This is a genomic window from Novosphingobium kalidii, assembly GCF_040534015.1.
Lineage (GTDB): Bacteria > Pseudomonadota > Alphaproteobacteria > Sphingomonadales > Sphingomonadaceae > Novosphingobium > Novosphingobium kalidii.
The window spans coordinates 303331-319428 of the sequence record NZ_JBEWLY010000008.1; the positions used below are offsets into that span (position 1 = coordinate 303331).

General features: G+C 62.6%; 17 protein-coding genes. 8 read left to right on the forward strand and 9 right to left on the reverse strand.

Annotated elements, in window-relative coordinates:
• Positions 1 to 12 precede the first annotated feature (12 nt).
• Complete coding sequence (aspS, locus tag ABVV53_RS04660; protein ID WP_353983215.1) at positions 13 to 1839, reverse strand: aspartate--tRNA ligase; 1827 nt, start codon at positions 1837 to 1839, stop codon at positions 13 to 15.
• Positions 1840 to 1990: 151 nt separating this feature from the next.
• Between aspS and rnd the strand changes: the two genes are divergently transcribed.
• Positions 1991 to 3169 (forward strand): ribonuclease D, encoded by a 1179-nt coding sequence (gene rnd, locus ABVV53_RS04665; protein WP_353983216.1) that lies wholly within the window; start codon positions 1991 to 1993, stop codon positions 3167 to 3169.
• On the forward strand, positions 3166 to 4062 hold the full coding sequence (locus ABVV53_RS04670) for a hydrogen peroxide-inducible genes activator (RefSeq protein WP_353983217.1): 897 nt from the start codon (positions 3166 to 3168) through the stop codon (positions 4060 to 4062). Before rnd ends, ABVV53_RS04670 begins: the two co-directional genes overlap by 4 nt.
• Before the next feature lie 5 nt (positions 4063 to 4067).
• Here ABVV53_RS04670 and pgsA read toward each other — a convergent pair whose 3' ends face one another.
• Positions 4068 to 4661: a CDP-diacylglycerol--glycerol-3-phosphate 3-phosphatidyltransferase gene (gene pgsA, locus ABVV53_RS04675; RefSeq protein WP_353983218.1), complete on the reverse strand. Its 594-nt coding sequence runs from the start codon at positions 4659 to 4661 to the stop codon at positions 4068 to 4070.
• A gap of 167 nt (positions 4662 to 4828) precedes the next feature.
• Here pgsA and ABVV53_RS04680 point away from each other — a divergent pair, with 167 nt between their 5' ends.
• Positions 4829 to 6130 carry an MFS transporter gene (locus ABVV53_RS04680; RefSeq protein ID WP_353983219.1) on the forward strand — a complete coding sequence of 434 codons (1302 nt, stop codon included), beginning with the start codon at positions 4829 to 4831 and terminating at the stop codon, positions 6128 to 6130.
• Between the two features lie 4 nt (positions 6131 to 6134).
• Here ABVV53_RS04680 and ABVV53_RS04685 read toward each other — a convergent pair whose 3' ends face one another.
• The 3 genes from ABVV53_RS04685 to ABVV53_RS04695 form a co-directional block, all read right to left on the reverse strand.
• A complete protein-coding gene (locus ABVV53_RS04685) occupies positions 6135 to 6341 on the reverse strand; it encodes a hypothetical protein (RefSeq protein WP_353983220.1) in 207 nt (68 codons plus the stop codon).
• 152 nt (positions 6342 to 6493) lie between these two features.
• On the reverse strand, positions 6494 to 6670 hold the full coding sequence (locus tag ABVV53_RS04690; protein WP_353983221.1) for a CsbD family protein: 177 nt from the start codon (positions 6668 to 6670) through the stop codon (positions 6494 to 6496).
• Positions 6671 to 6758: 88 nt separating this feature from the next.
• Positions 6759 to 7199 (reverse strand): EVE domain-containing protein, encoded by a 441-nt coding sequence (locus ABVV53_RS04695; RefSeq protein WP_353983222.1) that lies wholly within the window; start codon positions 7197 to 7199, stop codon positions 6759 to 6761.
• A 63-nt stretch (positions 7200 to 7262) separates the two neighbouring features.
• On the opposite strand from ABVV53_RS04695, the gene ABVV53_RS04700 reads away from it, so the two are divergent.
• The 5 genes from ABVV53_RS04700 (at position 7263) to ABVV53_RS04720 (ending at position 11913) form a co-directional block, all read left to right on the forward strand.
• Positions 7263 to 8198 carry an isopenicillin N synthase family dioxygenase gene (locus tag ABVV53_RS04700; protein WP_353983223.1) on the forward strand — a complete coding sequence of 312 codons (936 nt, stop codon included), beginning with the start codon at positions 7263 to 7265 and terminating at the stop codon, positions 8196 to 8198.
• An 85-nt stretch (positions 8199 to 8283) separates the two neighbouring features.
• Positions 8284 to 9117, forward strand: coding sequence for a diaminopimelate epimerase (dapF, locus tag ABVV53_RS04705; protein WP_353983224.1), 834 nt, complete (start codon positions 8284 to 8286; stop codon positions 9115 to 9117).
• The gene (locus tag ABVV53_RS04710; protein ID WP_353983225.1) at positions 9114 to 10289 is read left to right on the forward strand and encodes a MiaB/RimO family radical SAM methylthiotransferase; all 1176 of its coding nucleotides are present in this window, start codon (positions 9114 to 9116) and stop codon (positions 10287 to 10289) included. The genes dapF and ABVV53_RS04710 overlap by 4 nt, the downstream gene beginning before the upstream one ends.
• Positions 10286 to 11257 (forward strand): signal recognition particle-docking protein FtsY, encoded by a 972-nt coding sequence (gene ftsY / locus ABVV53_RS04715; RefSeq protein WP_353983226.1) that lies wholly within the window; start codon positions 10286 to 10288, stop codon positions 11255 to 11257. The genes ABVV53_RS04710 and ftsY overlap by 4 nt, the downstream gene beginning before the upstream one ends.
• Positions 11257 to 11913: an inner membrane-spanning protein YciB gene (locus ABVV53_RS04720; RefSeq protein WP_353983227.1), complete on the forward strand. Its 657-nt coding sequence runs from the start codon at positions 11257 to 11259 to the stop codon at positions 11911 to 11913. Before ftsY ends, ABVV53_RS04720 begins: the two co-directional genes overlap by 1 nt.
• Before the next feature lie 11 nt (positions 11914 to 11924).
• On the opposite strand, the gene ABVV53_RS04725 is transcribed toward ABVV53_RS04720, so the two are convergent.
• The 4 genes from ABVV53_RS04725 to ABVV53_RS04740 all read right to left on the reverse strand — a co-directional run bounded on the left by ABVV53_RS04725 (position 11925) and on the right by ABVV53_RS04740 (position 16078).
• Positions 11925 to 12881, reverse strand: coding sequence for a TIGR03557 family F420-dependent LLM class oxidoreductase (locus ABVV53_RS04725; protein ID WP_353983228.1), 957 nt, complete (start codon positions 12879 to 12881; stop codon positions 11925 to 11927).
• 113 nt (positions 12882 to 12994) lie between these two features.
• Entirely contained in the window at positions 12995 to 14962 is a 1968-nt protein-coding gene (locus ABVV53_RS04730) for a potassium transporter Kup (RefSeq protein ID WP_353983229.1), read from the reverse strand.
• Positions 14963 to 15050: 88 nt separating this feature from the next.
• Positions 15051 to 15698, reverse strand: coding sequence for a tetratricopeptide repeat protein (locus ABVV53_RS04735; RefSeq protein WP_353983230.1), 648 nt, complete (start codon positions 15696 to 15698; stop codon positions 15051 to 15053).
• Complete coding sequence (locus ABVV53_RS04740; RefSeq protein ID WP_353983436.1) at positions 15695 to 16078, reverse strand: cytochrome c-type biogenesis protein; 384 nt, start codon at positions 16076 to 16078, stop codon at positions 15695 to 15697. Before ABVV53_RS04740 ends, ABVV53_RS04735 begins: the two co-directional genes overlap by 4 nt.
• Positions 16079 to 16098: the final 20 nt, after the last annotated feature.

The window sequence follows — 16098 nt, forward strand, 5'->3', positions numbered from 1 at the left end:
CGGCAGGTCGCCTCATCCCGCGTCCGGCGCGACCAGCTTGTTCGCGCCGACGGCGGCCGGCTTTACCGGCTCGACGACGCGCAAGTGCAGCTCCCGAAGCTGCCTTGCCTCGGCCGGCGACGGCGCGCTCATGAGCAAGTCCTCTGCGCGCTGGTTCATCGGGAACAGCGTAATCTCCCGCAGGTTCTGCGCGCCACAAAGCAGCATCACGATGCGATCGACGCCGGCTGCCATGCCGCCGTGCGGCGGCGCGCCGTACTGGAAGGCGCGGTAAAGGCCACCAAAGCGATCCTCCACGTCGGACTTGGACAAGCCGACCAACTCGAACGCCTTGACCATCAGCTCAGGGCTCTGGTTACGGATCGAACCTGAAGCGATCTCATAGCCATTGCAGACGAGATCGTACTGGAACGCCTTGATCTTCAGCGGCTCGCCGCTCTCAAGCGCTTCCATCCCGCCTTGCGGCATCGAGAACGGGTTGTGCGCGAAGTCGACGCGCTTCTCGTCCTCGTCCCACTCGTAGAACGGGAAGTCGACGATCCAAGCGAGTTCGAACCGATCCTTGTCGATCAGGTCCAGCTGCTCGGCGACGCGCGTGCGCGCCAGACCGGCGAGCTTGGCTGCCTGCTCTTCCTTGCCTGCGGCAAAGAACAAGCCGTCATCAGGGCCCAGGCCAAGTGCGTCATAGAGCGCGGCCATCTTCTCAGGACCGTGGTTCTTGGCGATGGGCCCGCCGAACTCGCCACCCTTGCGAGTAACATAGCCCAGGCCGGCATGCCCTTCGGAGCGCGCCCAATCGTTCATCTCGTCAAAGAATTTGCGGCTCTTTTCAGCCGTGCCCGGCGCAGGAATGGCGCGCACCACGCCGCCGCCGCCCACGATCTTCTCGAACAGGCCGAAGCCGGACTGGCGGAATTCTTCCGAGACGTCGCGAATGATCAGCGGATTGCGCAGATCCGGCTTGTCGCTGCCGTAATCCAGCATTGCCTGCGCGTAAGGGATGCGCGGGAACGAGCCGATCGGGGTAACCGGCTTGCCCTCTGCGAAGGACTCGAAGATCCCGCCGACGACCGGCTCCATCGTTTCCCAGACTTCCTCCTGGGTGACGAAGCTCATTTCCAGGTCGAGCTGATAGAACTCGCCCGGCAGGCGGTCAGCGCGCGGGTCCTCGTCGCGGAAGCAAGGCGCGATCTGGAAGTAGCGGTCGAAGCCGGCCACCATCAGCAACTGCTTGTACTGCTGCGGCGCCTGCGGGAGCGCATAGAACTTGCCGGCATGAATACGGCTCGGCACCAGAAAGTCGCGGGCGCCTTCCGGGCTTGATGCGGTGAGGATCGGCGTCGAATATTCGGTGAACCCTGCGCCTTCCATGCGCCGACGCATGTCCGAGATGATCTTCGTGCGCTTGACGATATTCGCGTGAAGCGTCTCGCGGCGGAGGTCGAGGAAGCGGTACCGCAGGCGAATGTCTTCAGGATAGTCCTGCTCACCCGCCACGGGCATCGGCAGTTCCTCGGCCCGGCCCAGCACGGCTGCGGACCGCGCGAACACCTCGATCTCGCCAGTCCCGAGATTCGGGTTGACCGTGGCCGCATTGCGCGCCTTCACGCCGCCATCGATGGTGACGACGCTTTCCAGACGCAGCGCTTCCAGCATCGGCAAGGCGGGGCTGTCGGTATCGGCGACCACCTGAGTGATGCCATAGTGATCGCGCAAATCGACGAAGAGCACGCCACCATGATCGCGCTTGCGGTGGACCCAGCCCGACAGACGGACCGGCTGACCGACTTCGGCAGCCGTCAGGGCGCCGCAGGTGTGGGAACGATAGGGATGGGTCATGGCTTGATGGCTTCTTCGATCATCGGAATGGCAAGCCGTCGCCCCTAGTCGACTGACGAGGGGATTTCCAGCCGTCGCAAGCGTGCCTTCGATCGAATGGCGCGTCAGCAACGTTGATTGCAGATGGCGAACGGCGTAACGCGCCCCGACCATGCATATTCACCCGCTGATCACCGATAGCGAAGATCTTGCCGCGCTCTGCGCCCGCCTCGCTCAATCCGACTTTGTTGCGGTCGACACCGAATTTATGCGCGAGAACACCTACTGGCCAGAGTTGTGCCTGGTGCAGATCGCGAACGACAAGGAAGCCGCCGCGATCGACCCGATGGCGCCCGGACTCGACATGTCGCCACTGATGGATTTGCTGACCGACAACGAAGACGTCCTGAAGGTATTCCACGCCGGAGGTCAGGACGTGGAGATCATCTACAACATTACGAAGCGCACGCCGCACCCGATCTTCGACACGCAGATCGCGATGATGGCGGTCAGCCAGTCCGAGCAGATCGGATATTCCAACCTCGTCGAATCGTGGCTTGGCCTCACCATCGACAAGGGCGCGCGGTTCACGGACTGGTCGCGTCGGCCCCTCACCGAACGTCAGATCGAGTACGCCATTGGCGACGTCACGCACCTCGCGAAGATCTTTCCCAGACTGCTCGGCCGCCTGATGAAGACGAGCCGAGGTCAGTGGCTGGATCAGGAAATGGAAAAACTCGCCGATCCGGAGAATTACCGGAACGATGCCGACGTCGCTTGGAAGCGGATCAAGGCTGCGGGACGCAACGCCGCGGTGCTCGGGCGGCTCAAGGCTCTCGCCGCCTGGCGCGAGCATGAGGCTCGCGACAAGAACATCCCCCGTGGCCGTATTGTTCGGGATGAAACTCTGGCAGATATCGCCAGCCATCCGCCCAAAACCCAGGCCGACCTCGCTAAGGTGCGCGGTCTTTCACAGGGTTGGAAGGACAACGAGATCGGCAGGCGCCTGATGCAGACACTCGCCAATGCGGTACCTTTGCCAGACGAGGAGATGCCGCCTCGTGCTCCCAGGGGAGCGCCGCTGGGCAAGGAGGGATCGCTGGTGGCCGACTTACTCAAGCTGCTCCTCAAGATTCGCGCACGCGAGATCGACGTCGCCTCACGGCTCCTGGCTCGCAGTGATGAACTGGAGATGCTGGCCGCTGGCGTGCGCAAGAACCTCGCGATGCTGGAGGGCTGGCGGTATGAAACCTTCGGCCGTGATGCGCTCGATCTTGTAGAAGGCAAGCTCGCCTTCGCGGTCGAGAACGGCCGCCTCAAAATGACTCACGTCGACGACAAGGCGGCATGACGGTCCATCAGCCCACGCTCAAGCAGCTCCAATACCTTGTGTCGCTGTACGAGCACGGGCATTTCGGGCGTGCGGCTGAGGCCTGTTTCGTCTCACAGTCCACCTTGTCTGCGGGCCTGCGCGATCTCGAGGCGCTACTCGGCGTCGTGCTTGTCGAGCGCACCAAGCGGGCGGTAAGGTTCACGCCTCTGGGCAAAGCCGTCGTGGCCAAGGCGCACAGGATCTTGCGGGAAACAGAAGAGCTTTCCGATCTCATCCAGTCGAGCGGCAAGCCGCTTTCAGGCGAGTTGCGGATGAGCGTAATCCCCACCATCGCGCCTTTCCTGCTGCCACGCATGCTTCCGCGCCTGCGGCGAGAGCGCCCCAACCTGAAGCTCTTCCTGCGCGAGGAGCCCAGCGCCGCGGCGGTGGAATCCCTCCATCAGGGCCGCGCCGACTGCGTGCTGCTTGCCCTGCCGTATACCACCGGCGAAGTGGAAAAGGAGACGATCGAACTCGACGCGTTCTACGTCGCCTTTCCCAAGGACGATCCCCGCAACCCGCCGGAAGAGGTGGAGCCCGACATCATCGACGAGCACCGCCTGCTGCTGCTTGAGGACGGGCACTGCCTGAAGGACCACGCGCTCGCCGCGTGCAACAGGCCCGAATTGCGCGCCTCTGCAACGATGATCGGCACTTCGCTGCACACTCTGGTACAGATGGTGGACAATGGCTTGGGTTTGACGATGCTGCCGGAAATGGCGCTCGACGCCGGCATCCTCAACGGCACCAACGTCGTCGCCAGGCCCCTGCACTCTCCCAACGCCAATCGTGAGATCGCGCTCGTGTGGCGCAAGAACTCGCCGCGCTCGGAGGAATTCCGAATGCTTGCGGACGAACTGCGAGCGGGCTGAGCCCTTCAGTCCATGTGCTTAAGGCCGACTCGCAAATAGTCCCAGCCGGTCACCAGCGTGAGCGCAGCCGCCACCCAGAGCGTCGCCAGACCGACGGTATGCGGCACGTTGATTGCCAGTTCGCCGACGTTCACATTCCACCACGGCATTGCCCGGCCCAAGATCAGCGCGCCTAGCGAGATCAACTGTGAGGTCGTCTTCCACTTGGCGAGGCGGCTTACCGGCATCGACACTTGCAGGCCGCCAAGGAACTCGCGCAAGCCTGAAACGGCAATCTCTCGCACGAGGATGATAAGACCTGCGATCACATGAGCGTCGGACACATAGGGGCCGGTGAGGATGCCTTGCGCCGTCAGAACGAGGATCACCGCAGCAACCATGATCTTGTCCGCGATGGGATCGAGGAAGACGCCCAGCTTCGATACCGTGCCGCTGGAGCGAGCAAGATAGCCGTCGAAGTAATCCGTCACGCCCATCAGGCAATAGAGCCCAAATGCAAGGCCGTAGCCAAAGCTCCATGTTGGCCACCAGAGCAGGAAGGCGAGCAGTGGCACAGCAAAGATGCGCGAGAGTGTCAGGAGATTCGGAAGAGTCAGCATTTCACCTGCCTTAGAGGCTGCGCCCCCTCGGTGGAAGCACGTGATCGCGCTGCCTGCCGGAAACTCCGGTCAAGGCAGCGCACTTAAGTGCACCAAAGACTTGCCCGCCGCTGCTTTGCCACTAAGTGTCGGGCACGAAAGCCCCCGGGAGCCTTACCGCAGACCGCATGACGACATCGACGCAGCTTATCCGGGCCCGCCGTTTCCTGCCGCTCTTCATCACTCAGATGTTGGGGGCGTTCAACGACAACCTGTTCAAGAACGCCATGGTGTTCTTCGTGGTCTACTCGGTCTACAATTCCGAGACCGCGGAAATGTGGTTCAGCGCTGTCGCTTCCGGCGTGTTCGTGGCGCCCTTCTTTCTCCTTTCCGCTCTCGCGGGGCAACTGGCCGACATGCGCGACAAGGCGCGAATCATCCGTGTGGTGAAGACCTGCGAGATCGGCATCATGCTTGTTGGAGGGGCGGGCTTGCTGCTGGCCTGGCAAGGCGTGGCGATCGGGACGCTTTCCATTCCGCTGATGCTGCTGGCGCTGTTCGCGATGGGCGTCCACTCCACATTCTTCGGACCGATCAAATACGCGATTCTGCCGCAGCACCTGGAAAAAAACGAAGTGCTTGCAGGCACCGGTCTAGTGGAAGCTGGGACTTACCTCTCTGTGCTCGCAGGAACGATCGTTGCGGGCTGGATAGGTGTGTCCTGGGCCGCTATCGCTGTGGTCGGCGTCGCCTTGCTGGGCTTCGTCGCAGCCCGGTTCGTGCCGCCCGCGCCGCCAGTCGGCCCTGTGGAACCGCTCGATTTCAATGTCCTGCGCTCATCCTTCAAGCTCATCCGCAGCACACTGCATGACCGCCGCGTCTTCTTGGCAATCATCGCGATCAGCATCTTTTGGGCGATCTGCACGATCCTCTTCGTTCAGTTCACCCCGCTGGCCAAGAACGTCCTGCACGCCAGCAAGGAAGTGGCGAGCCTCTTTCTGGTGATTTTCTCTGTTGGAGTCGCCATCGGCTCGGTTTCGATCAACGCGCTGCTCAAGGGTACTGTGTCAGCACGGTATTCCCCTGTCTCCGTGATCGCGATGGGCGGCTTCCTAATCCTCTTCGAAGGAGTCTGCAGCGACTGGACCGCCGCCGACGTGATGATGGACGTGCCGACGTTCCTGGCTCATCCGCTCGCGCCGATGCTGCTGCTGTCGCTGCTTGGGATCGCCGTTGCAGGCGGTATGTTCGTGGTTCCCCTCTATGCCTTCCTCACCACGTTTGTGGAGAAATCGCAGACCGCACGAACGATCGCAGCCAACAACATCGTCAATTCGGGCGCGATGGTGATTGGTGCCCTGCTTGCAGGCCTGCTCAGCCTGGTTGGTCTGGCGGTGGTCAAGCAGTTGCTGGTGGTAGCCGCGTGCTGCCTTTTGCCTGCCTGGTTCGGCTACGCGCTCCTGCGCGCGGAACGGGCCGCTATCGTCTAATATCTCAGGCGAGAAAAGCGCTTACCGTAAGAAACGTGGCGCAGTAGATTGCCAAGAAGCTCTTCCAGTCCTCGATGATGATATCGCGAACCGACCGCTTCCTCGATGCGTCCCTCACCCGAGCACAGACATGCGGCGGCAGCGACTGGCGGAAAGGGTGGCGGGCGCTTTCATCGGTCAGGACCAAAGCGCGGCGGGGCTGCGTTGACATCATGGCTCATGCCTAAGAAATCGTTACTGACAGGGCCAGCGCTCCCGATGCCCCGCCCCGAAACGGGACGTCACAAAGCTGCCGCATGCGCCTCTGCGACAACAAAAAGGCCGCTCGAAAGCGGCCTTTCTGAAGGTCAGTTCGATCCCGCTTCAGACGGAATCGCCAAGTGCACCTTTGACCTTGCCCTTGAACTGCTGGGCTTCGCCCTTGCGTTCCTGAGCGCGGCCTTCTGCGGCCTGCTGCGTGTTGTCACCGGAAGTCGCCTGCTTCGCGTTGCCAGCGATCTCGTTGCCAATACCCTTGGCCTTGTCCGTGAGTTCACCCATGAGTGGTCTCCTTTAACTCAGGCGGATACGTCTGCCCGCCATTAGTGAGTTAACCCGTGGGAAGCGCCGGAGTTGCCGGAAGGCCCCGTCAGCCCGATGGCTTCCCTCTCGCAAGCAACAGAATGTGCCGCCATTCCTGCTCGGTGACAGAAGCGACAGAGAGTCGCGACAGCTTTACGACTTCCATCTCCGCCAGTGCTGGATCGGCTTTGATCTCCTTGAGCGTCACTGCACGATTAAGCTTCTGGACCGGCTGGACCCGCACGGCAGCCCACTTCCCTTCGGGGTCGCTGGGGTCAGTAATTCCCGCAACACTAATCCGCATCACCCCGACAATCGCCTTGCCGATGTTGGAATGGTAGAAGAACGCCTCGTCGCCCACCTGCATCGCGCGCAGGTTGTTGGCGGCGCGATGGTTGCGCACGCCGTCCCACGTGCCTTCGCCTTCCTCCACGAGATCGTCCCAGCTGTAAGCGTCCGGCTCCGATTTCATCAGCCAGTAGCTCTTTGCCCCGTGGCTCTTGGACATGCATCGCCTCGTGTTTTCGACTAGAGCGAGCGCAACTACAGCAAATCGCACCGGACCGCACACATGGACATCGCCGAAATCCCCATCCTAAGCCTTGCGAACACGCCGCGCGACCTCTCGTCTGAGCTTGGCGCGACCTTTCGCCGGTACGGGTTCGCGATGGTGCGCGATCACGGCATTGACGCGGCCTTGATCGAAGAGGCGTGGCAGCTCACGGCCGAGTTCTTTGCGTTGCCGACCGAAGAGAAGCTGCGCTACCTCGTTCCGGGCACAGGCGGCGCGCGGGGTTACACCCCGTTTCGCACCGAGATCGCCAAAGGCGCGACCGAGAAGGATCTCAAGGAGTTCTGGCACGTCGGCCGCGATTTACCAGAAGGTCATCTGCTTGCCCCGACGATGCCTCCCAACATCTGGCCCGAACGCCCGGCAGCCTTCCGCGATGTTTTCACCAGGCTCTACGCGGAGTTCGATCGGGCCGGAGCGCGCATCCTCTCGGCGATTGCCCTCGACCTCGGTCTGGACGAAAGCTGGTTTGACCCCGCGATCGAGGACGGCAATTCAGTGCTGCGCCTGCTCCACTACCCGCCGGTCTCTGCCGAAGCAGGCGGCGCTATTCGCGCTGGCGCGCATGAAGACATCAACCTGATCACTCTTTTGCTGGGCGCCGAGGAAGCTGGCCTTGAGCTCCTGGGGCGGGATGGACGCTGGCTTTCCATTGCGCCGCCAAAAGGCGCTCTGGTCGTGAATATCGGCGACATGCTGCAGCGCCTGACGAACCACGTTCTACCATCAACCACGCACCGGGTTCGCAATCCGGTGGGCGAGCGCGCGGGCTACAGCCGTTACTCGATGCCTTTCTTCCTCCACCTGCGCAGCGACTTCCGGTTTGCAACCCTGCCGCAGTGCGTAACGGCCGCCAATCCGGACCGCTACCCGGTGAGCATTACCGCCGACGACTATCTTCAGGAACGGCTGCGCGAGATTGGTCTGAAAGGCTGACCGCACATTTCCCTTTTGGGGGATAGGGGGCCGATCCGCGCGCGCACTGGACGCGGCCAGCGCGAGCGCATAGATCGCCTCCGTCATGCGGATCGCCTTCATCAAGATGCACGGATTGGGCAACGACTTCGTCGTGCTCGACGGACGCACGCGCCCCCTTCCGAAGATCGACGCAACCTCCGCCGCTGCACTGGCCGACCGCCATACAGGTATCGGCTGCGATCAGCTCGTTCTGCTGGAGCCCTCCGCCTCGGCCGACTTCCGCATGCGGATCTTCAACCCCGACGGGAGCGAGGTGGAAGCCTGCGGCAATGCCACTCGCGCAGTGGGCCTCCTGCACGGCGCAGCGGCGCGGATCGAGACGTTGGCGGGCGTGATCTCCTCAGCGCCCTCCGGGGGCGGTATAGCAGTGGAAATGGGCAAGCCCCGCTTCGGGTGGAATGAGATTCCCCTCGCCTACGCAATGGACACGCACGCCATGCCCGTGGCGTGGGAGGAACTGGACGCGCCGATCGCTGTGAATGTCGGCAATCCGCACGCGATCTTCTTCGTGCCCGACACGGACGCCGTCGATCTGGCCCGCCTCGGCCCCGAAATTGAACATGATTCCCTGTTTCCTGAGCGGATCAACGTCAACGTGGCGACGGCGACAGCTCGCGATGCCATTCGGCTGCGGGTTTGGGAACGCGGGGCCGGCCTGACGCGGGCATGCGGCACCGGGGCCTGCGCGACTGCGATCGGCGCGATGCGGCGTGGTCTCGTTGACCGGAAGGTCACGGTGCGCCTTCCCGGCGGCGCGCTGAGGATCGAGTGGCGGGAGGACGGCGAGATCGTCATGACCGGCCCTGCGACGGAAAGCTTCCGTGGCGATTTCGATCCCGTCGCTTATGGCCTTTACTCCTCCGGAAGCGCGGAGTGAGAGTGGAAGTCCATTCGCTGGGTTGCCGGCTGAATCTTGCTGAGAGCGAACAACTGCGCGGCCTGCTGGCAGATGCGGACGACCTAGTGGTGATCAACTCCTGCGCGGTTACTGCGGAGGCGGTGCGCCAGACCCGTCAGGCTATTCGCAAGGCTCGCCGCGCCAGGCCGGACGCAAGACTGCTGGTGACGGGGTGCGCAGCTGAAGTGGAGCGCGCGCAGATCGCGGCTATGCCTGAAGTCGACGGCCTGATCGCCAACGCAGCCAAGCTCGACCCGCGCGCCTGGAATCTTCCTGCAAGCACCCCTGCTCCACGTCTGCGCGGCTACACCCGTGCATTCGTGCAAGTGCAGAACGGCTGCGATCACGCCTGCACGTTCTGCGTTATTCCCCAGGGGCGAGGTCCCAGCCGATCGCGGCCGATCGCAGATGTACTGGCAGACGTGGCGATGCACGCGGATGCGGGCGTCGGAGAAGTCGTGCTGACTGGCGTCGATCTTACCTCGTGGGGGCCCGACTTATCGGGCAGCCCGCGCCTTGGTGATTTGTGCGAGGCAATTCTGCTGCAATTTGGCAGCCTTTCGCGCCTGCGGCTCTCCTCCGTCGATGGCGCCGAGGTCGACGGGGCGCTGTTGGCCCTTCTCGGCACAGAGAAGCGCATGATGCCGCACTTGCATCTCTCGCTACAGTCCGGCGACAATATGATCCTCAAGAGGATGAAGCGCCGCCACACGCGCGGCGATGCCATCGCGCTGGTGGAGCGTCTGCGTGCCGCCCGTCCCGAGCTGTCGGTTGGCGCTGACCTTATCGCCGGTTTTCCTACGGAAACCGATGCAATGCATGCGTCCAGCCTCTCGATCATAGAGGCCCTGCACATAGTGCACGGTCATGTGTTTCCCTACTCGTCGCGGCCCGGCACTCCGGCCGCGCGGATGCCGCAAGTGGCAGCGGATGTTGCACGCACGCGCGCAAGTGCGCTTCGCCAAGCCGTCGCCGCGCAGCGCGACCATTGGCTGAAGAGCCTGATCGGCGCGGACCTCTCGGTCCTTGTAGAACGTGGAGGGACCGGCCATTCGCCTGAATTTGCACCCGTCCGCCTGCCTGCCAACACAGCGCGCGGAACGGTCGTGAGCGTAACCCCCGCCAGGGTGGTCGAAGGAATGCTGGAATGAGTGACGAAAACCCGCACGGCAGCGATAGCGCGTCTGGCGATCTCACCAACGATGAGAGCTGGTCGAACCGTCTGTTCGGTGGCTTCCGAAAAACGTCCGAACGTCTATCGGAGAACTTGTCCGGGATCGTCGGCAAGACGCGGCTGGATGAAGGCCAGCTCGACGATATCGAAGACGCCCTCATCATGTCGGACCTAGGGCCGCGCGCCGCAGCCCGCATCCGCAACCGGCTGGCCCAGGAGCGCTTCGAGCGCGATGCGGACGAGCGCGCGATTATGGAAGTGGTCGCACGCGAGATTGCGGATATCCTGCGGCCGGTTGCGAAGCCGCTCGACGTCGTGGCCTTCCCCCGTCCTCAGGTGATCCTCGTCATCGGCGTGAACGGTTCGGGCAAGACGACCACGATCGCCAAGCTCGCGCACTTGTTCCAAGAGCAGGACTACTCCGTCATGCTCGCGGCCGGTGACACCTTCCGCGCGGCCGCCATTGGCCAGCTACGCGTTTGGGCCGAGCGCCTGGGCGTTCCGATCATCACAGGGCCGGAAGGCGGAGATCCCGCCAGCGTCGTTTTCGATGCGCTGAAGGCCGCGACAGCCGAAGGGATCGATGCGCTCATCGTGGATACAGCCGGGCGCCTCCAGAACAAGCGCGAGCTAATGGAAGAACTCGCCAAGGTTCGCCGCGTGCTTGGCCGGCTTAATGCCGCGGCCCCGCACGACGTCGTTCTGGTGCTCGATGCTACCAATGGACAGAACGCCTTGTCGCAGATTGAAATTTTCAAGGAAGTCGCCGGGGTTTCCGGCCTCATCATGACCAAGTTGGACGGGACCGCGCGCGGCGGCGTGCTGGTCGCAGCAGCAGAGCAGTATGGTCTGCCGATTCACGCAATCGGCGTGGGCGAACGGCTTGACGACTTGCGCCCCTTCAACCCCGACCTCCTCGCCCGCGTCATCGCAGGAATCGCCTGATGGGTAGCAGCATGGCCAATGCGCCTGAAAAAACCGGTAGCTCTTGGGTCAACCTGCTCGTCGACTTCGGCCCCTTGCTGGTCTTCTTCTTCACCTATCGCCACTTTTCACCTGCGGAAGAGAGCAGCTTAGGTATCGTGCTTGCCGTCACCAAGGGGACCATCGCGTTCATGGTGGCGACGTTGGTTGCTCTGATCGTTTCGAAATGGCGGCTTGGCCGCATTTCGCCGATGGTCTGGCTCTCGACCTCTCTGATCCTCGGCTTCGGTGCGCTTACGGTGTTCCTGAACGACCCGTTCTGGATTCAGATCAAGCCGACTGCGGTCTACCTGATCTTCGCGGGCGTACTCTTCGGAGGTCTCGCCAAAGGCAAGCCGATGCTCCGCTATCTGCTGCAGTCGGCCTTTGAAGGGCTGAACGACGAGGGATGGATGAAGCTCTCCCGGAACTGGGCGGTGTTCTTCCTGTTCCTCGCCGCTCTCAACGAAGTCCTGCGGCAGGTGCTAACCTTCGGCGGCTGGCTTCAAGCCAAGCTGTGGCTATTCACCGGCCTGTCGTTCCTGTTCACCTTCTCGCAGATCCCGATGGTCTTGCGCCACGGCATGGGCGAGAAGGCCACGACCGAGATGATCGAGAACCCTCCCGTCGATCAGTAACGTTCAGCCCGTCAGCGCAGCTTGGGGAACAACTCCTTCTCGCAGAAGCTGATGAAGCCCTCCTGATCGTCGCCGGGGCCGAGCAGCACGAGGTGATCGAAGCCGGCGTCCATCCACTCCCGGATGACCTTCAGGTGCACCTCCGGGTCGGGGCCCATCGGCATGGAGCCTTCTAGATCTTCAGGGCGCACGAACTGCGTGGCGGCTTCGAAGCCCTCCACGTCGCGTAGCTCCGAATTGACGGACCAGCCCAGAGCCCCGAAGCGGAAGCGCTCGTGCGCAATCCTGCGCCCTTCCTCTTCGCTCGGAGCCCAGGCGAGCGTGACTTCGCCGTACGCGGGACCGGACTTGCCCGACTTCTTCTTGAAGCCTTTCACCAGGGCCCCATCAGGGCTTGTCGCCATGATGCCATCCGCTTTGTCGGCAGCCAATTCCACCGATTTTTCGCCGCTGACGCCCAGTGTTACCGTTATCGGCTTCTCCGGAGCGTCATAGAGCTGGGCGTGATCGATGTCGTAGAAGTTGCCTTCGAAGCTGTGCAATCCGCCGTCCCAAAGCAGGCGGAAAATGTCGATGGCTTCGCTCAGCATCTCGTGCCGAATTGGGGTCGACGGCCACAACTCGCCCGTCACATGCTCATTCAGCCGCTCACCCGCGCCTACCGCCAGGCTGAAGCGGTTGTCGCTCATGATGGCGATAGTCGCTGCCGCCTGGGCGATGATCGCGGGATGGTAGCGGATTATCGGGCAAGTGAGGCCCGTGGTAATGCCGACCTTCTCGGTGGCGTGAGCAATGGCACCCAGCACGCTCCAGGCAAACGGCGCGTGTCCCTGGGATTTTAGCCAGGGATGAAAGTGATCCGAGATCGAGACGAAGTCGAACCCGGCTTGCTCCGCCCGCACGGCGTTGGCGACGAGCGCCTTTGGCCCGTGTTCCTCAGTCATCAGCTTGTACCCGAACTTCGTCATCTGCGCGCTCCGTCTGTGGACTTAGCGCTGCAATGCGTCGGATCGGGAAAGGTTCGGCCCACCGGCCCTGCTCAAAAGGTCAGGCGTCCGGCAGGCACGACGAAACGGCGGGCCTAGATTTCCAGCTGGCTGCCCAGCTCGACAACACGGTTAGTCGGCAACCGGAAGAATTCCATTGCGCTCGCCGCGTTGCGCATCATCCAGGAGAACAGCTTCTCGCGCCAGATGGCCATGCCCGGCTTGGCGGAGGGAAGCAGTGTCTGGCGCGAGAGGAAGAAGCTCGTCTTCATCATCTCGAACGGTCCGCCGCAAAGATGGCTCTGGGCTAGCGCAGCAGGCACGTCCGTCTCTTCCATAAAGCCGTAGCGCAGCGTCATGCGATAGAAGCCTTCGCTGAGGTTCGCCACCTCATAGCGCTCGGACGGTTCGACCCAAGGCACGTCCGCCACTTCCACGGTGAGCACCACGACACGCTCGTGCAGCACCTTGTTGTGCTTGATGTTGTGCAACAGCGCGGAGGGAACGCCGACGTTGGTGGAGGCCATGAAAATCGCGGTGCCAGGCACGCGAGCGGCGCTGCCGTGCGCGCTCTTGGCGAAGACATTGAGCGGCAGGGCCGCCTCCGTCATGCGGTCGCGCATCAGGCGCCGGCCCTTGTTCCACGTTGTCAGCAGCGTGAAGGCAATCCCGCCGATCAGCAGCGGGAACCACCCGCCATCAGCCACCTTCGTGGCATTGGCAGCGAAATACCCGCCGTCCACGATGAAGAACACCAGCACCACAGGCACTGCCAGCCACAGCTTCCAGCGCCAGATCACGGTGAGCAGCACAGTCATCAAACATGTGTCGATCAGCATCGCTCCGGTAACAGCAATGCCGTAAGCCGAAGCGAGGTTGGACGAGTTCTGGAAGATCAGCACCAGCAGGATCACGCCGATCATGAGCGCGAAGTTGACGAACGGAATGTAGATCTGGCCGACCTCGTGCTCACTGGTGTGGCGGGTCGACAGACGGGGGATGAAGCCCAGCTGCATCGCCTGATGCGTGATCGAGAATGCGCCGGAAATTACAGCCTGACTCGCGATGAACGTCGCGCAAGTGGCAAGGATCACCAGGGGGAGTCGCAGTGTCTCCGGCGCCAGATTGAAGAACGGGTTCTCCATCGCTCGCGCTGCGGAGATCTCGTCAAGGCTGAGGATCATCGCGGCCTGGCCGAAGTAATTAAGCAGCAGACAGGGCATGACAAAGCCGAACCAGGAAATCCGCATCGGCCCGCGTCCGAAGTGCCCCATATCGGAATAGAGCGCTTCTGACCCGGTCACCGCCAGCACGACCGAACCTAGCGCCAGGAAAGCTAGCAACTTATCCGTCAAAAAGAACTGGACCGCGTACCAGGGATTGAGCGCCAGCAGCACCTGGGGGAGCTGGATCAGGTGGTAGATACCGAGCACCGCAAGAACGATGAAATAGATCACCATCACTGGCGCAAAGAGCCTGCCGACTTTCTCCGTTCCGCTTTTTTGTATCAGGAACAGCGCGATCAGCAGGACCAGCGCAATGGGCAAAACCATAGGTTGCAGGCGCGCCTCTACCACGGTGAGGCCTTCTACTGCCGAAAGCACCGAGACCGCCGGCGTGATCATACTATCGCCATAGAACAATGCTGTCGCGAAGACGCCGAGCAGCACCACCAGTCCTGAATAGCGCGACTTCGACAACTTGCCTGAGATCAGCGCCACAAGCGCCAGGCTGCCGCCTTGCCCCTTGTTGTCGGCCTGCATAAGGATGCCGACGTACTGGATTGAAACGACCAGAGTCATCGACCAGAAGATCAAGCTGACGACGCCCAGGATATGCAGTTCATCGATCGCGAGGGGGTGCGGGCCTACGAACGTTTCGCGGAAGGCATAGATCGGGCTAGTACCGATATCGCCGAAGACGACGCCGACGGCCCCAAGGGCCAGCTTCGTGACATTGCTGGCGCCCCGGCCGCCGCCGTGCGTGGCCAGTTCCGACTTGCCCGTTGCCGCATTGACGACCCGCGGGGCGTCCAGAGCAGGCTCTGGCAATCCATCACTCATGCTTGCGCCCCGTCATGATGTTCGACCACGTCTCGCGTGTGCGGCATCGATCGCCGTTAGCAGCATGGGATAGCACTCGCAACGCGTGTCAACGCGCGGGCGAACCGCTGCGCTGCGCAGCGACAATGGCATCAAGTTGTTCAATCTTGCCCTGCAAGTCCGCGAGCCAAGGTGCATCGGGCGGCGTCTGCTCCAGCAGGCGGCGCCAAAGCGTGCCTGCTTCCTCCAAACGGCCAGACTGCGCCATTGCCAACCCAAGAAAGTAAGGTGGTCCAGGATGTTCGGGCGCCGCTGCGGCGGCACGTCGATAGGCATAGAGCGAGGCCGGCGTCAGCGTCCCATCCGCGTGCGAGACGAGCGCATTGGCCATCGCCAGCCAGGCTTCACCATTCTTGGGATCGGCACTGGTTGCGCCCCGGAGTATCTCAGCGGCGGATGCAAACTGGCCGTTCCGGGCCAACGCGTCGGCAATGATGACCCAACGGTCGCTGGGGGGAATGCCGCTCTTGGTAACCTGGCTTCGCGCTTCGACCCACGCATCGGCGTTGCCGCCCACGCGCTCTCGAGGCGCTTTGGGGGCTGCGGGAACGCCGGGACTCGCCTGTAGCGCATAACCGGCTATCCCGAGCAGCAGCGCTGCACCTATCGCCTCCCAGCCCCGCCGCGGTGCCCGCAGCACGAAGGCGGCGAGGGCGAAGGCGCCAATCGCCAGGAGAATAGCTGCCGTCCAGCTCACGCACCCTCTCCCTTACGGAAGCGATTGCGCAGCAAAAACGCGGCCAGCCCTAAGAGAGCGAGGGGAAGCGCGAAGAGCGGCCAAGTCAGCGCTGTCACTCGCGGAGCGTAGCTGACGTAATCGCCGTAACGTTCGATCAACCAAGCCCGAATCGCTTCCGGCTCCTCTCCTGCAGCAATGCGTTCACGCACTAGCGAGCGCATGGAGCCGGCAATCGGCGCATCGGAATCCGCAATCGATTGGCCTTGGCATTGCAGGCAGCGCAAGCTCTGCATCAGCGACTGCGCTTCGGCCTCCTGCTGCGCATCCGACAGCTGCTGGTAAGCGTAAGGCGCGGTGGACTCCATCTCCTGCGCGGCCACGGGCAATGCTGCGAGCATAAGCACGGCACATAGCAAAT

Bases quoted from the DNA above. Each gene is read 5' to 3' on its own strand.
- dapF (WP_353983224.1), top strand. From the start codon at position 8,284: ATGCGGATCGCCTTCATCAAGATGCACGGATTGGGCAACGACTTCGTC.
- aspS (WP_353983215.1), bottom strand. From the start codon at position 1,839: ATGACCCATCCCTATCGTTCCCACACCTGCGGCGCCCTGACGGCTGCC.
- ABVV53_RS04680 (WP_353983219.1), top strand. From the start codon at position 4,829: ATGACGACATCGACGCAGCTTATCCGGGCCCGCCGTTTCCTGCCGCTC.
- rnd (WP_353983216.1), top strand. From the start codon at position 1,991: ATGCATATTCACCCGCTGATCACCGATAGCGAAGATCTTGCCGCGCTC.
- ABVV53_RS04695 (WP_353983222.1), bottom strand. From the start codon at position 7,199: ATGTCCAAGAGCCACGGGGCAAAGAGCTACTGGCTGATGAAATCGGAG.
- ABVV53_RS04720 (WP_353983227.1), top strand. From the start codon at position 11,257: ATGGGTAGCAGCATGGCCAATGCGCCTGAAAAAACCGGTAGCTCTTGG.
- ABVV53_RS04700 (WP_353983223.1), top strand. From the start codon at position 7,263: ATGGACATCGCCGAAATCCCCATCCTAAGCCTTGCGAACACGCCGCGC.
- ABVV53_RS04685 (WP_353983220.1), bottom strand. From the start codon at position 6,341: ATGTCAACGCAGCCCCGCCGCGCTTTGGTCCTGACCGATGAAAGCGCC.
- ftsY (WP_353983226.1), top strand. From the start codon at position 10,286: ATGAGTGACGAAAACCCGCACGGCAGCGATAGCGCGTCTGGCGATCTC.
- ABVV53_RS04740 (WP_353983436.1), bottom strand. From the start codon at position 16,078: ATGCTCGCAGCATTGCCCGTGGCCGCGCAGGAGATGGAGTCCACCGCG.
- ABVV53_RS04725 (WP_353983228.1), bottom strand. From the start codon at position 12,881: ATGACGAAGTTCGGGTACAAGCTGATGACTGAGGAACACGGGCCAAAG.
- ABVV53_RS04690 (WP_353983221.1), bottom strand. From the start codon at position 6,670: ATGGGTGAACTCACGGACAAGGCCAAGGGTATTGGCAACGAGATCGCT.
- ABVV53_RS04670 (WP_353983217.1), top strand. From the start codon at position 3,166: ATGACGGTCCATCAGCCCACGCTCAAGCAGCTCCAATACCTTGTGTCG.
- ABVV53_RS04730 (WP_353983229.1), bottom strand. From the start codon at position 14,962: ATGAGTGATGGATTGCCAGAGCCTGCTCTGGACGCCCCGCGGGTCGTC.
- pgsA (WP_353983218.1), bottom strand. From the start codon at position 4,661: ATGCTGACTCTTCCGAATCTCCTGACACTCTCGCGCATCTTTGCTGTG.